Source organism: Butyrivibrio sp. Su6 (assembly GCF_900108105.1).
GTDB lineage: Bacteria > Bacillota > Clostridia > Lachnospirales > Lachnospiraceae > Butyrivibrio.
This window is the reverse complement of sequence record NZ_FNUR01000005.1, coordinates 161825-176685: the sequence shown is the minus strand read 5'-3', so window position 1 is coordinate 176685 and position 14861 is coordinate 161825. Positions and strand designations below refer to the sequence as shown.

The 14861-nt window shown below is 40.0% G+C and carries 13 protein-coding genes; all 13 read left to right on the top strand.

Going from position 1 to position 14861, the window contains the following annotated elements; genetic code table 11:
- The first annotated feature begins 7 nt into the window (after positions 1-7).
- The 13 genes from nrdR to C4S54_RS07860 all read left to right on the top strand — a co-directional run bounded on the left by nrdR (position 8) and on the right by C4S54_RS07860 (position 14791).
- Entirely contained in the window at positions 8-520 is a 513-nt protein-coding gene (nrdR, locus tag C4S54_RS07920) for a transcriptional regulator NrdR (protein ID WP_022774126.1), read from the top strand.
- Positions 521-664: 144 nt separating this feature from the next.
- Positions 665-2254: an ABC transporter substrate-binding protein gene (locus C4S54_RS07915; RefSeq protein WP_242973763.1), complete on the top strand. Its 1590-nt coding sequence runs from the start codon at positions 665-667 to the stop codon at positions 2252-2254.
- Between the two features lie 30 nt (positions 2255-2284).
- Entirely contained in the window at positions 2285-3229 is a 945-nt protein-coding gene (locus C4S54_RS07910; protein WP_103869045.1) for an ABC transporter permease, read from the top strand.
- On the top strand, positions 3229-4041 hold the full coding sequence (locus tag C4S54_RS07905) for an ABC transporter permease (protein WP_022774123.1): 813 nt from the start codon (positions 3229-3231) through the stop codon (positions 4039-4041). Before C4S54_RS07910 ends, C4S54_RS07905 begins: the two co-directional genes overlap by 1 nt.
- A complete protein-coding gene (locus C4S54_RS07900; protein WP_103869044.1) occupies positions 4032-4832 on the top strand; it encodes an ABC transporter ATP-binding protein in 801 nt (266 codons plus the stop codon). The genes C4S54_RS07905 and C4S54_RS07900 overlap by 10 nt, the downstream gene beginning before the upstream one ends.
- A 13-nt stretch (positions 4833-4845) precedes the next feature.
- Positions 4846-5601, top strand: a complete 756-nt coding sequence (locus C4S54_RS07895) for an ABC transporter ATP-binding protein (protein ID WP_103869043.1) — start codon at positions 4846-4848, stop codon at positions 5599-5601.
- A gap of 174 nt (positions 5602-5775) precedes the next feature.
- Positions 5776-6192 carry a hypothetical protein gene (locus tag C4S54_RS07890; RefSeq protein WP_103869042.1) on the top strand — a complete coding sequence of 139 codons (417 nt, stop codon included), beginning with the start codon at positions 5776-5778 and terminating at the stop codon, positions 6190-6192.
- A gap of 122 nt (positions 6193-6314) precedes the next feature.
- Complete coding sequence (gene aroE, locus C4S54_RS07885; protein ID WP_103869041.1) at positions 6315-7724, top strand: shikimate dehydrogenase; 1410 nt, start codon at positions 6315-6317, stop codon at positions 7722-7724.
- Positions 7725-7727: 3 nt separating this feature from the next.
- Positions 7728-8417 (top strand): epoxyqueuosine reductase QueH, encoded by a 690-nt coding sequence (locus C4S54_RS07880; protein WP_103869040.1) that lies wholly within the window; start codon positions 7728-7730, stop codon positions 8415-8417.
- On the top strand, positions 8417-8968 hold the full coding sequence (locus C4S54_RS07875; RefSeq protein WP_103869039.1) for a hypothetical protein: 552 nt from the start codon (positions 8417-8419) through the stop codon (positions 8966-8968). The genes C4S54_RS07880 and C4S54_RS07875 overlap by 1 nt, the downstream gene beginning before the upstream one ends.
- An 89-nt stretch (positions 8969-9057) precedes the next feature.
- Positions 9058-10827, top strand: coding sequence for an arginine--tRNA ligase (gene argS / locus C4S54_RS07870; RefSeq protein ID WP_103869038.1), 1770 nt, complete (start codon positions 9058-9060; stop codon positions 10825-10827).
- A 15-nt stretch (positions 10828-10842) separates the two neighbouring features.
- Positions 10843-12183: an MATE family efflux transporter gene (locus tag C4S54_RS07865; protein ID WP_103869037.1), complete on the top strand. Its 1341-nt coding sequence runs from the start codon at positions 10843-10845 to the stop codon at positions 12181-12183.
- A 109-nt stretch (positions 12184-12292) separates the two neighbouring features.
- Complete coding sequence (locus C4S54_RS07860; protein ID WP_103869036.1) at positions 12293-14791, top strand: bifunctional diguanylate cyclase/phosphodiesterase; 2499 nt, start codon at positions 12293-12295, stop codon at positions 14789-14791.
- The last annotated feature ends 70 nt before the right edge of the window (positions 14792-14861 follow it).

Below are 14861 nucleotides of genomic sequence, written 5' to 3'. Positions count from 1 at the left end.
AAAAGTTATGAAGTGCCCATTCTGTGGGAAAGATGATACCAGAGTAATTGATTCAAGACCGGCTGACGATAATACGTCAATTAGGAGAAGAAGGGTCTGTGATTCCTGTAGCAAGCGTTTTACTACATATGAAAAAGTTGAGACAATACCTCTTATTGTTATCAAGAAGGGCGATGTGAGAGAACCATATGACAGAGCCAAGATTGAGGCAGGAGTGTTCAGAGCGTGTCATAAGAGACCTGTAAGTGCTGAGCAGATCACTAAAATGGTTGATGCAGTAGAGACAGAAATCTTTAATATGGAGCAGAAGGAAATCCCCAGCAGATCTATAGGTGAGATTGTTATGGACAAGATGAAGAATCTTGATCCTGTAGCTTATGTCAGATTTGCATCTGTTTATAGAGAGTTTAAGGATGTGAACACATTTATGGATGAGCTGAAGTCAGTCCTTAAGAAGGAAGCTGAGGGGACTATTACAGACAGCACAGACAAGAACACACCTCTTTTAAAGAAAGAATAAAAAGTACAAGTATTAGCCTTGACAACTTATTGTCAAGGCTATATATTTACATACGTATTGCTGCGTTGCTTTATATCATGCGCATACGTAGCGAAAAAAACAATTTCATAGGAGGAAGATTTTAGCATGATTAGAGGAGATGTTATGAGAAAGGGAGTATCATCACTTCTGATGATCGTGTTAACAACACTGACTGTTGCATTGAGTGGATGCTCAAGTGACAAGGCAGGGGAATCTGCTTCTTTGGACCAGAGCGCAGGGGCGAGCACTGAAACAGTGACTGGCACAGCTGATACAGCGTCTGAAGCGGTTGCAGATGATCTTTCTAAGCTTATCGTAGGTATACCTCAGGATATAAGCGATCTAGACCCTCATTACGCAACGGGGGCTGGAATCAAAGAGGTATTATTTAACGTCTTTGAAGGCCTTGTAAAGCCTGACGCTAGCGGTAATCTTATCCCAGCTGTAGCAAGTGAAGTTAACATTTCTGATGACAACAAGGTTTACACATTTACACTTCGCGATGGAATCAAGTTCCATGATGGAAGTCTGGTTACAGTGGAGGATATCAAGTATTCTATCGACCGCAACAGGGGCGCTGATGGAAGCGAGCCACTTGTTTCTTCATTTTCCAATATTGAAAGTGTAAATATTATTGACGACAGTCATGTGGAGATTGTTCTTACAACTCCAAACTCTGAGTTTTTACCACTTCTTACAGTGGCTATTATCCCAGAGAGCAATACAGATCCTGCTACTAATCCAATTGGTACAGGCCCTTACAAGTATGTTTCAAGCTCACCACAGGAGAACTTTATCGTTACTAGATTTGATGACTATTGGGGTGATAAGGCATACATTAAGGATGTAGTATTTAAGGTTGAGGCTAATTCAGATGCCATCGTACTTGACCTTGAAGGCGGCTCACTTGATATGGTTGCCCGTCTTACAAGTGCTCAGGTAGCTCAGCTTTCAGATAAGTTTGATATTTACGAAGGCACAATGAACCTGGTTCAGGCTATGTACCTTAACAACGCTGTAAAGCCATTTGATGATGTTAGGGTGAGACAGGCTCTGTGCTATGCAATAAGCCCTCAGGAGATTATGGATTTCGTTTCTGATGGCGCCGGAACAGAGATCGGTAGTGCTATGTATCCTTCATTTACAAAGTACTATGATCCGGCTCTTAACGACACTTATAATCAGGATGTAGAGAAAGCGAAAGCTCTTTTGGCTGAGGCTGGTTACCCTGATGGATTTACATTTACAATTACAGTTCCATCAAACTATGCGCAGCACGTTGATACTGCACAGGTTATTGCAGAGGAACTTAAGGCTATTGGTGTTACAGCCAATATTCAGGAAGTTGAATGGAATACATGGCTCAGTGATGTTTATTCTGACAAGAACTATGAGGCAACAGTTGTAGGTTTTGATGCGTCTACTCTTTCTGCTTCAGCTCTTCTTGCAAGATATTGCTCAGATTCAAGCAAGAACATGTTCAACTTTAAGAGTGATGCATATGATGCAGCTTATGCAAATGCAGTAGCAACTTCTGATGATGCTGAAAAGACCAAGTACTATAAAGAGTGTCTTAAGATTCTTTCAGAAGAGGCAGCCAATGTATATATTCAGGACCTTCCTGAGTTTGTTGCTCTTAATAAGAAATTTACAGGATATGAATTCTATCCTCTTTATGTACAGGATATAGCAAAGATCAGACCTGCACAGTAAAGATAAGTAAGATATAGCGAGGAATGCGATATGAAATATATCATCAAAAAGTTTTTTTCAATGATTGTGACTTTGGTGGTGGTTTCGTTTTGCGTATTCCTCGCTTTTAACGTTATTCCGGGTGATCCGGCCCTTAGAAAACTTGGAACAGAAGCTTCACAGGAGCTGATTGAACAGACCAGACAACAGATGGGATTAAATGACCCGCTTCTGGTAAGATATGCCAGATGGTTTGTTGCTTTTCTTCATGGAGATATGGGAACTTCCTATAACTACAATGTTCCGGTTTCGGGCATGATCATTGATAAGATCCCGATTACTCTGACAATGGCTATTATGTCATTTCTGCTTACGATTTTGGTTTCAATTCCTCTTGGAATCACTACGGCTAAACATGAAAACGGTCTTCTGGACAAGACGATCACCATAACTAATCAGATAATTATGGCGATTCCGCCTTTCTTTTCCGGAATCCTGATTACTTTCATATTTGGAATGATCTTTAAGCTGTTTACTCCGGGAGGATTCGTATCTTATACAGAAGATATGTCTAAATTTATCAGGTATCTGATTTTCCCTTCAGTTGCCATCGCACTTCCTAAGATTGCAATGACAGTTAAGATGCTGAGGTCCAGTCTTCTTGATGAGGCTGAAAAAGATTACACGAGAACGGCCTATAGCAGAGGAAATAATACAAGTGGTGTGCTTTACAGGCATGTACTTAAAAATGCCATGATACCGGTTATCACATTCCTTGGAATGCTTCTTGCAGACATGGTGGCAGGCAGTATCGTTATTGAACAGGTATTTAGTATTCCCGGAATCAGCAGGATTTTGCTGGCGAGTATCAGCAACAGGGATTATCCCGTTGTACAGGCGATCATTATGGGAATTTCAGCCATAGTTATCGTGATAAATCTTTTCGTAGATATAATTTACAGAATAATCGATCCAAGAATTGAGATAGCAGAGTGATGAAGGATTTCTTAAAAAAGCTGAAAAAAAATCCCTACATGATTGCGGGATTAATAATAACAGGGCTGATAGTACTCCTTGTAGTAGTGGGAATATTCTGGATGCCCTATGAACCTACCAAGATGAGTGCAACAGAAAAGCTTCAGGGCATTTCTTTTAAGCACCTTATGGGAACTGATAACATGGGACGTGATGTGTTCAGCAGAGTTATGTATGGAAGCAGGATCACGCTCCTTATAGCTATTGGAACCGTTTTGATAGGTGCAGGTGTGGGAACCATAATAGGCGCACTTACAGGTTACTACGGAGGAGCCTTTGATGAAGTTATCATGAGAGTTATAGATGCTCTTTTTGCCTTCCCAAGTATTCTCCTTGCACTTGTTATTGTCAGTGTATTTGGAACCGGATGGTCACAGCTTCTTTTATCCCTTGGAATTGCCTTTGTACCTAGCTTTGCAAGGATAGTAAGAGGCGAGGTTTTAAGAGTAAAGAGCATGGACTACATAGAGAGTGCCAAGCTTCAGGGAGTGTCTGATATCAGAATGATATTTGTTCACATACTTCCTAATATTAAAAATGTTTTAGCTTCTTCAATCCTTATTGGATTTAACAATGCAGTTCTTGCCGAGGCCGGTCTTAGCTACCTTGGAGTAGGTTCACAGCCTCCTTTTGCAAGTCTTGGAAAAATGCTTTCAGATGCGCAGCAGTACATGTTTACAGTGCCCAGCATATGCCTGTGCCCGGGAATTGTAATTGTACTTATGGTTTTAGGATTTTCCTTTTTGGGAGAAGGTATCAGAAGATGGAAATAATACTGGATGTAACAGATCTTCATATAGAATTTCATGATCATGAGCTTCCTGAGACTGTAGTAGAGGACTTTGATCTGATGCTTGGCAAAGGGGAAATTGTGGGCATTGTGGGTGAGTCTGGTTCAGGAAAGAGTATGAGTGCCCTGGCAATTGCAGGTCTTTTGAACAGACATTCCATGGAAAAAACAGGAAAGATAATGTTTAACGGCGACAATCTTCTTACCTGTAACAGAAATAAGCTAAGGACCTATCAGGGCGATGAGATATCGATCATTTTCCAGGAGCCGATGACTTCTCTTAATCCGGTCAAAAGAATCGGTTGGCAGGTGGAGGAACCTCTTTTTATCCATCATCCGGAGATCAGTAAGGCTGACAGGAAAAAGAGAGCTATTGCGATGCTTGAATCAGTTGGCCTTGAGAATGCAAGCGAGGTTTACAACATGTATCCTCATGAGCTTTCAGGTGGAATGAGACAGAGGGTTATGATTGCATCCGCAATGATAGGTAATCCACAGATCCTGATAGCTGATGAGCCGACCACAGCGCTGGATGTCACTGTACAGGCTCAGATTGTAGAACTTCTTAAAAAGCTTAACAGAGAAATGGGAACTTCAATTATTTTTATTTCCCATGATCTTAGTCTTGTCAGACAGCTTTGTCAGCGAGTTATTGTTATGCAGAAGGGCGTGATCGTGGAAACAGGAAATACAGAAAATGTATTTAGAAATCCGAGGGATCCCTATACAAAAAAGCTCATAGCTGCCATACCCAAAATTGATCTTGGAGATTGAAAGGTCTGCGAATATGGAAGAATCAAAGGTACTTAAGGTAGAGAACCTTAACGTATATTATAAAAACAGAAAAAGAAAGCCTTTTTCAGGGCAGAGGAAGATCCATACTCTCTATGATGTCAGTTTTGAGATGGAAGAGGGTGAGGTCCTTGCTATAGCAGGTGAGAGTGGTTGTGGAAAATCAACTCTTGCCAGGGCAATAGTGGGTATCAATAAGGATTACACCGGCACTTTATGGCAGAAATATGACGGACCTCAGATGGTGTTTCAGGATCCGTACAGTTCACTTAATCCGGCCAAAAAGATAGGATGGCTTTTGGAAGAACCGCTAAAGGTTGATAAAAAGCGTAAGTGGACGAGTGAGGAGCGCAAAAAGAAAGTCGAAGAAATCATGGGGGAGATAGAGCTTCCTCTGGAGATGCTTGACAGGTACCCTTCTCAATTGTCAGGGGGACAAAGGCAGAGAATATGTATCGGGATAGCACTTATGAGATCGCCGAGGTTATTGATCGCTGATGAGCCTGTATCAGCTCTTGACGTTACGATCCAGGCGCAGATAATGGAACTTTTGCAGAACCTTCATAAGAGACTCGGAATTTCCATTATATTCATTTCCCACGATCTTAGAGTCGTGTATCAGATAAGTGATCATGTGATGATCATGAAATCCGGAAGAGTCGTGGAATATGGAAAGACCCGCGATGTTTATAAGAATCCGCAGGATGAATACACTGTTCAGCTTCTTAAAGCTGCAGGAATCCGCCAGTAAAACGGCAATTTATTTATAAAATATAAAAAGAATTAAATTAATCTTAAATAACGTTCTGACCGCCTAAAATGGTACTTTATTCCCATATAATGGTATTAAGAGATTCAAAAAAGTATCCGATATTCTTTTTGGAAGTAATTGTGGGAATAATTACAGGAAAGGAGGCAGGACGTTATGGCATTAAATAGATTAGGAAATGGCCTTTCAGGATATAATGCATATAATATCCCGCCGGCCAGCGACAGGAGCGCGCAGATTGCTCCGGTAAAAGAAGCACAGGATACCAGCGTAGATCTCGGCGAACCTAAACAGCAAGAGAAAAAGATGGATCTTACTGTTGAGGTACCTAAAAGAGATAATGCATCCATTGAAAATGTTGCAATTTCTTTAGGAGTGTATGATGGCATTTCAGTTGATCTCTTTGGCAGAGACGGAATCGCATCAAATGATATGAAACAGGCAATTTCAGGAATGAAAAAAGATCATATCCTTCATGAGTATCAGTATTTTGTAGGAAACAAGGATATGACTGGCAAGGCAGCCAATGTTATTTCAGGGACAGAGGATGGACTTGTTATTAAACTTAACTGATATAGTTGGAATGTTGAAGCTACCGCTTGCGGTAGCTTTTTTTCGTTACTCTGACTCCCTTGCGTTACAGGTGAATAAAAGGTAAAATTTACTGAATAAGATAAGCGCGCGGGGTGAGAATTATGAACTACACAGATGGATATACAAGAACATGCGGACTCATTGGTAATCCTGTAAAACATACCATGTCACCGCTTATACATAATTCACTTGCTTCTATGACAGGGATAAATATGGTATATGTTCCCTTTGAGGTAAAAGAAAAAGAACTTAAGAATGCCATAAAAGGAGCAGTGGCTCTTGATATTCAGGGAATGAATGTCACTATACCTTATAAAACGGATGTTATTCCATTTCTTGAGGATGTTGATCCGCTTGCCAAGGCTATAGGAGCTGTTAACACTCTGGTAAGGACGGCAAATGGCGGTTTCAAGGGATATAATACAGACATGACTGGTCTTTATCATGCCATGCAGGATGAAGGAATAGAACTAAAGGATCAGACAGTGGTTATTCTTGGCGCCGGCGGTGTTGCAAGGCCTACAGCCTTTTTGTGTGCCAATAAAGGGGCAAAAAAGGTATATATACTAAACAGGACCTTTGAAAAGGCTGTCGATGTGGCAGACGAAGTAAACCTTGCGCTTGAACTTACTGATAGTGATGAAAAGGTAGTACCTATGCTTCTTGGAGACTATCGTAAGGTTTTGGAAACAGAAGATAGCTTTATTGCTATCCAGTGTACTTCAGTAGGTCTTTTCCCTGATGTTAACAGTGCTGTAATAGAGGATGAAGAGTTTTATAAGAAGGTATCTTCAGCAATGGATCTTGTGTACAGACCCCTTCAGACAAAGTTCTTGAAGCTTGCAAAAGAGGCGGGAGCCAAGACATTTTCAGGTCTTAAAATGCTTCTTTATCAGGGAATTGATGCTTATGAACTCTGGAATGAGGATAAAGGAATTAAGATATCAAAAGAGCAGGCGGATGAGATCTACAAATCTATGATGCTTGAAGTTGTGGGAGCTTCCAATATTGTGCTTGAAGGCTTTATGGGAAGCGGTAAGAGCACTGTTTCTGAACTTCTATCTGAAAAGCTGATGCTTGAGCTTATTGATACAGATGAAGTCATTGAAGACACTGAAGGCAGAACTATAAACGAGATCTTTGAGACAGAAGGCGAGGCTTCATTTAGAGAAATGGAGACAGATCTTTTGGAGGCTATAGATTCCGATCACTGGAGAGAATTTGTTATCTCCCTGGGAGGCGGAATGCCTGTAAAAGAGGAAAACAGAGAGCTTTTAAGAAAAATTGGAAAGGTTGTATACTTAAGGGCAAAGCCTGAAACAATTTTTGAGAGAGTAAAAGATGATGATAAAAGACCTCTTTTAAAAACCGAGGATCCGCTGGCAAAGATCGAGGAACTTTTAGAAAAACGCGCATCATTCTATGAAGATGTGGCTGATGTGATAATTGATACAGATGGTAAGACTCCTTTAGAGATTACAAAAGAGATAATAGATAAACTGGGTTTATAAAGAATGAACAAAAGAAATTATTCAAAAGAGCTTGAGGGAAAAATAGAGTATTTTCAGAAAAACGGTGAATATCCCAAGCTCTTATTACACGCCTGCTGTGCTCCGTGTTCTTCATATTGCCTTGAGTATTTGAGGGAGTATTTTGACATAACTGTTTTTTTCTACAATCCCAATATTACTTCTGAGAATGAGTACTCAAAGCGTGTTATTGAGGAAAAGAGACTTATAGCTGAATACAACAGACAGGTTGAGGAAAAAGACTTTGATGGGATGAATTCTGATGAGAAAGCCCGAAAGATTGAGATTCTGGAAGGCTTTTACGACCCAAAAGAGTTTTATGAAGTTACAAAAGGTATGGAGCATTTAAAGGAGGGCGGTGAAAGGTGCAGAAAGTGCTTTGAACTGCGACTTGATGAAACGGCCAGGGTGGCAAAAGAAAAAGGCTTTGATTATTTTACTACTACACTTACGATCAGTCCTTTGAAAAATGCGGAAGTTTTGAATGAAGTGGGAGAAAAAGCTGCACAAAAGGCCGGAAGCAGATTTTTACCATCGGATTTTAAAAAGAAAAACGGATATAAGCGTTCAATTGAGCTGTCACATAAATTTGATCTGTACAGGCAGGATTTTTGCGGATGCAGTTATTCAAAGGCTCAAAGGGAGCAGGAAAAACGGGAAAGAGATGGGGAGTAATGGATACAGGTATAAATGAAAATGATTTACCGGATTCACTGGTGCTTCACGATCCGATAACTGGAGAACCTATTCAAAAACAATATGATGAGAGCAGTATTGTTCTTGATCCTTTGACTGAAAAGCAGATTGCTGATCAGGAGCGATTGTACCAAAACAGGCAAATGCAGAAATGGCAGCAGACTTATGGAAAGTACTATGATTATCCTGCTGCAAAGAACTCTGCTGATAATCATGAAGTACCTATGGAGTCAGGCTATAAAATACTGTGCTTTTTGTCTCTTTTGGGATTTATGATCTCCAGGTTTGGCGGCTTTGGCTTGCTGACGAGTCTGGGCTTTTTTGGTGTCCTGAATATTATCATGGTTCCATTGCTTCTATGGTTTGTAGGAGTTATTGGATTCATCTTGATGATAGTTGCAAGAGTCAAAAACAAAAAAAGCATATTTGGTAAGATCGTCATGTGGTTATACATCATTGACTTTGTTTTGAAGGGACTCTTTGTACTCCTTATTGTTTTGGAAACATCGGGATTTTTTTGGCTTTTTTAACCATTGATAGAACAGCTTTATTCTGTTAAAATTCATTAGTCTGATTTTAAATTATGATTATTTTTTTATTATAGAAAGAAGGGTAAGTTTTGGAAAAAGTACTTGAACTCATATCAAAAGAAGTTTCTGATGCTTTTGAAGCAGCAGGATATGACAGGGAACTTGGAAAGGTAACTATATCCAACAGACCTGATCTGTGCGAATACCAGTGTAATGGTGCAATGGCCGGTGCCAAAAAGTATGGCAAGGCTCCTTTTATGATCTCTGATGCTGTAGCCGAAAAGCTCCAGGGAAATGAAATGTTTGAAAAAGTAGAGTCTGTTAAACCGGGCTTTCTTAACATCACTGTAAGCGGAGATTTTGTAAGAGGCTACATTGTAAGAATGCTCCATGAGAAGCACATGGGAGTAACTCTTCCGGGACACGAGCCTACATTTATGCTTGATTACGGCGGACCAAACGTTGCAAAGCCTCTTCATGTAGGACACCTTCGCTCAGCAGTTATTGGTGAGAGTATAAAGAGAATCTTGAAATACAACGGTTACAAGGTAATAGGCGATATTCACCTTGGTGACTGGGGACTTCAGATGGGACTTGTTATCACAGGTCTCAAGGAGAGAAAACCTGATCTTTGCTATTTTGATCCTGATTATGAAGGTGCATATCCTAAGGAAGCTCCTTTCACTGTCAGTGAACTTGAAGAGATATATCCTGCAGCCAGCAAGAAGTCAAAAGAGGATGAGGCATTTAAGGCCGCAGCCATGGAGGCTACAAAGCTTTTACAGGATGGCTACAAGCCATACAGAGCTCTTTGGCACCACATTTTGAACGTATCTGTTGCTGATCTTAAACAGAACTATAAAAAACTTAATGTAAACTTTGATCTCTGGAGAGGTGAGTCTGACGTTCATGACGTTATTCCGGGAATGGTTGACTACATGAAGCAGCACGAGTATGCATACCTCAGCCAGGGAGCACTTGTTGTTGATGTTGCTAAGGAGACTGATACAAAAGAGGTTCCTCCATGCATGATCCTTAAGTCTGACGGAGCTTCTCTTTACAATACAACAGACCTTGCTACTATCAAGCAGCGTATGGAAGAGTTCCATCCACAGGGACTTATCTATGTAGTTGATAAGAGACAGGAGCTTTATTTTGAGCAGGTATTCCGCTGTGCAAGAAAGACAAAACTCGTTATGCCTGAGACAGAGCTTCATTTTGTAGGTTTTGGTACAATGAATGGAAGCGATGGCAAGCCATTTAAGACAAGAGATGGCGGAGTTATGCGTCTTGAAAATCTCATAGCTGAGATTGATGAGAAGATGTACACAAGGATCAAGGAAGGAAACCTTGATATTTCTGATGAGGAAGCTCGTGATACAGCTCACAAGGTTGCCCTTTCAGCAATCAAGTATGGCGATCTTTCTAACCAGCCATCCAAGGATTATATCTTCGATGTTGAGAAGTTTACTTCATTTGAGGGAGATACAGGCCCTTATATCCTTTACACTATCGTTCGTATCAAGTCTATTCTTAAAAAGTACGAGGCAGAAGGAAAGAGCGCTAAGGAAGCTAAGCTTGATAAGCCTGACAGCGATGATATGAAGAACCTTATGCTTCAGCTTACAAGATTTGCTGATGCAGCAGAGAGCGCTGCAAGAGACCTTGCTCCAAACAGAATCTGTGCATATATTTATGACCTTTCAAATGCATTTAACAGTTTCTACCATGGAACCAAGATCCTTGCTGAAACAGATGAGAACAAGAAGGAAAGCTACATCGCACTCCTTGTCATCACTCTCAAAGTCCTTGAGACAGGTATCGATCTTTTAGGATTTGACGCACCTGAGCGCATGTAATAATAGAGGAATAGTATGAATAATAACCATATGTTCAGCAACAGAAAGCTTCTTCTGTTGCTGATTCCTATTATAGCTGAACAATTCTTAAACTCCCTAATGGGAATGGCTGATTCCATGATGGTCAGCAACGTGGGAGCAGCGGCTCTTTCCGGCGTTTCACTTGTGGATTCCATCAATAACCTTGTGGTGCAGGCTTTTAATGCCATGGCTACAGGCGGCGTCATTATCTGCTCAACATATATTGGACAGAAGGATATAAAAAGAGCTTCAGAAGCTGCCAGACAGGTTATCTTAGTATCTACTTTTATTTCAGTTCTTTTGATGATCCTTGGTCTTATCTTCAGAATGCCATTGTTAAAGCTCATATTTGGAACTGTTGAAGCTGACGTAATGGAAGCTGCAGGTATTTATTTCTTCCTTACAATTTTATCCTATCCAGGCGTTGCTTTGGCAGCTGCATGTAGTGCAATCTTCAGGGCACAGGCCAATACAAGACTTCCAATGAATGTAGCTATAGTATCCAACATTCTTAATGTAACAGGTAATGCCCTTTTGATCTGGGGTTTTGGACTTGGCGTATATGGCGCAGCTCTTGCGACTATGTTGTCCAGAATCTTTTCGGCGGTAGTTCTTTTGATATATCTAAGGAATAAAGAGCTTGAGATCAGCATAAGGGATTATCTTTCGATCAGGCCTGACAAAGACAAGATTCACAGAGTCCTTGCCATGGGTATTCCTAACGGCATAGAGAATTCTATGTTTCAGTTCGGTAAGCTGGCAATTCAGTCTTCTGTATCTATTTTGGGAACAACAGCTATTGCAGCTCAGTCCATGACTAATATTTTTGAAAATGTAAATGGCGTTGCCGGAATAGGTGTAGGAATAGGACTTATGACAATAGTTGGTCAGTGTCTTGGTGCAGGCAGGAAGGATGAGGCTATATACTATACCAAGAAGATGATTCTTTGGGGCTACATAGCTATTTTGAGCAGCTGTCTTTTTGCTTATGCAATCGCAAGACCTGTAACTTACCTTGCAGGAATGACTCCTGAAAGCGCGAGCCTATGTATATACATGCTTGGATGGATTACGATCGCCAAGCCTATTTTGTGGTCACCATCCTTCGTTATCCCATATGCTTTAAGAGCTGCGGGGGATGTTAAGTTTTCCATGATAGTTGCAACACTTACTATGTGGCTTTGCAGAGTAACACTTGCTACATTCCTTATCAGAGTTGTGGGAGTTGGTGCTATTGGCGTGTGGATCGGAATGTTTGCTGACTGGGCTATAAGAGGTGTTATTTTTACCATAAGATTCAGGCGTGGAAACTGGATCCACAAGGTTGTTGCGTGATCCAATAATTATGTATTCAAGATTTTATACAATTTTAATTCAATTTGATAATGAATAGAAATATAATTAAGATAGTCACTTTTTCGATAGTATTTTTAGGTAAAACCGCATGAAGAGAAAGAACTATCTTTTTTATTTAAGGTATATATTAGCTGCAATGGGAGTGGTTTGCCTTATTGCAGCTTTTGGCATGCTCGGACAACATATGCAGCAAAAAGCATTCAGGCGTATGCCGCAGATTCCTTCAGAAGTAAAGCATAAGGTGTTAGTTCTTAGTTCTTACGAACCTACGTATTTTACATTTGCAGATCAGGAAATAGGCCTTAAAGAGGGATTATATCCCAATGGAATAGAATTTGACACGGTTTATATGAATACAAAGAAATTTGGTACCGTGCAAGATATTGAGACTTTTCATGATTACTTCAAGGATAGGTTCCTCAGAGATAAAACATATGAGGGTGTTCTTTTAGGTGATGATGATGCCCTTAAGTTTGCACTGAAGTATCAAACGGAACTCTTTAACGGACTGCCTCTGGTGTTTTATGGAATAAATGATCTGCAGTTTGCCGAGGAGGCAAGCCGCAATCCTATGGCAGCTGGATTTTATGAAAAAGACTATTTGCAGGAAACTATGGAAACTGCAATGGAAAGCCTGCCTGACAGAAAAAATCTCGTCGCTCTTCATGATGAATCTGCAGCGGGAATAGCAGATATGAATATATTTTATTCATTAGCTGAAAAGTATCCTGATTATACATTTATAGATATAGACAGTTCCACCCTTTCCCAGGAGGAGCTCATACGAAGTCTCCAGAATCTGCCTAAAAACTCAATATTGTTTTATATGACTTGTTATAATGACAAGTACGGAAACAATTATTCTATGCTCAACAGAACAAGAACTGTTGTCAACAATGTGACTGTTCCTATATTCAGAAATTATTCCGGAGGCAGAGATGCGGGAGTTTTGGGTGGAACCTTTATGGATTTTAGGGTTCAGACAAAAAATGCTGCGCAGATAATGTGCGATGTTTTGAATGATGATGTAGAGATTTCGGAGTATAGTTTGATCCTGGATACTCCAAGCAGGACTGAATACAATTATCCTCTTGTTATGGAGTATGGAATCCATATAGATAATCTGCCAAAAGACACTATATATATAGACAGACCTACGACTTTTTTTGATAACTATAGTGAAATACTTCCGGTAGCATTGCTGATGATCTCATCAATGGTACTATTTATTGCTGCAATGTATGCGGCTCTTAAAAATGAGAAAAAAGTAAATGAGGCGCTTAGAGATTCAAAAGAGGAAATAGAAAATTCTCATTACAAATTGCAATATCAGGCTAGGCACGACGATTTCCTTGATGTATTTAACAGGCGAGCTATGGTTGAGTACCTCAATGACAATGTGACAATGAATCAGGTCTATTCGATAATAATGCTTGATATAGATGGCTTTAAAGATGTTAATGAAAACTATGGACATGAAGCAGGAGACAAAATTCTTAAAACTATAGCTGATCATCTGCAGAGTTTTTGTCACTCCAACGGAATGACTCTGGGAAGGTATGGCGGTGATGAATTTTTGATCTATTGTCCTTCAGAAAGGCTTGATGAGAATTCTAAGAAGATATGTGATCTGAAAAAGCTCTTTTCACAGTCTTTTACCTCAAACGGGATAAATATTGCTCTTTCTGCCAGCATGGGTATTTCCAATTCGGATGGCCTTTCATATCCCGAGCAGCATATTATAAATGCTGAGATTGCAATGTATGAAGCAAAAGAACGCGGAAGAGGCATGATATTTGTCTATGCCGACGTGATGAAAGATAAGGTAAATAACGAGGAGAAGATAAAGACGCAGTTTATAAAAGCCTTTGAAAAAGACGGCTTTTATATGAAATATCAGCCAAAGGTTTCGGCTGATACAAGGGAACTTGTGGGATTTGAAGCGCTCATCAGAATGAAAGATGGCTCCTATGAACCAAATCTTTTTATCCCTGTTGTCGAAAAGAGCGGGTGGATCACGAGACTTGGCAGACATGTGACGTTAATGGTTGTTAAACAGTTGTCTGAATGGATGGCACAGGGGAGAAAACTATATCCTATATCAATCAACTTCTCGAGTAAGCAGATACATGATGTTGGATATGTTTCTTTCTTAAAAGAGCTTTTGGATATCTATGATATAGATCCAAAGTACCTTCAAATTGAGATTACCGAGAGCCTTCTTTTGGAAAACTCAATACAGACTGACGACCTGTTCGAAGGTCTGAAGAGATTAGGAATTAAAACTCTTCTCGATGATTTCGGAACCGGCTATTCATCACTTGCTTATCTTATCTATGTCCCTGTAGATGACATAAAGCTTGATAAATCATTGGTAGACGCTTATTTGATTGATGGCAAGGATAGCTTTATTGAGGATGTTATAAAGCTTGTTCACGATATGGGCAAGACTATAACTATAGAGGGAGTGGAGTATGAGTGGCAGTATGAGAAGCTTCGCAAGTATGGAGCTGATACTATACAAGGGTATTATTTCAGTAAGCCCCTTGATCCCAATGATGCTATTTCTTTTGAGGTAAAGAAATAGAAACGGGATAAAAACGCGCAATTATGCCTTTTTCATGGTATAATAAAGTTTACAATAAATTTTTTTACGA

Excerpts from the sequence above, each read along its gene's own strand:
- C4S54_RS07895 (WP_103869043.1), top strand. The coding sequence starts at position 4,846 with ATGGAAGAATCAAAGGTACTTAAGGTAGAGAACCTTAACGTATATTAT.
- C4S54_RS07890 (WP_103869042.1), top strand. The coding sequence starts at position 5,776 with ATGGCATTAAATAGATTAGGAAATGGCCTTTCAGGATATAATGCATAT.
- C4S54_RS07875 (WP_103869039.1), top strand. The coding sequence starts at position 8,417 with ATGGATACAGGTATAAATGAAAATGATTTACCGGATTCACTGGTGCTT.
- C4S54_RS07900 (WP_103869044.1), top strand. The coding sequence starts at position 4,032 with ATGGAAATAATACTGGATGTAACAGATCTTCATATAGAATTTCATGAT.
- C4S54_RS07910 (WP_103869045.1), top strand. The coding sequence starts at position 2,285 with ATGAAATATATCATCAAAAAGTTTTTTTCAATGATTGTGACTTTGGTG.
- C4S54_RS07905 (WP_022774123.1), top strand. The coding sequence starts at position 3,229 with ATGAAGGATTTCTTAAAAAAGCTGAAAAAAAATCCCTACATGATTGCG.
- C4S54_RS07915 (WP_242973763.1), top strand. The coding sequence starts at position 665 with ATGAGAAAGGGAGTATCATCACTTCTGATGATCGTGTTAACAACACTG.
- C4S54_RS07865 (WP_103869037.1), top strand. The coding sequence starts at position 10,843 with ATGAATAATAACCATATGTTCAGCAACAGAAAGCTTCTTCTGTTGCTG.
- aroE (WP_103869041.1), top strand. The coding sequence starts at position 6,315 with ATGAACTACACAGATGGATATACAAGAACATGCGGACTCATTGGTAAT.
- C4S54_RS07860 (WP_103869036.1), top strand. The coding sequence starts at position 12,293 with ATGAAGAGAAAGAACTATCTTTTTTATTTAAGGTATATATTAGCTGCA.
- C4S54_RS07880 (WP_103869040.1), top strand. The coding sequence starts at position 7,728 with ATGAACAAAAGAAATTATTCAAAAGAGCTTGAGGGAAAAATAGAGTAT.
- nrdR (WP_022774126.1), top strand. The coding sequence starts at position 8 with ATGAAGTGCCCATTCTGTGGGAAAGATGATACCAGAGTAATTGATTCA.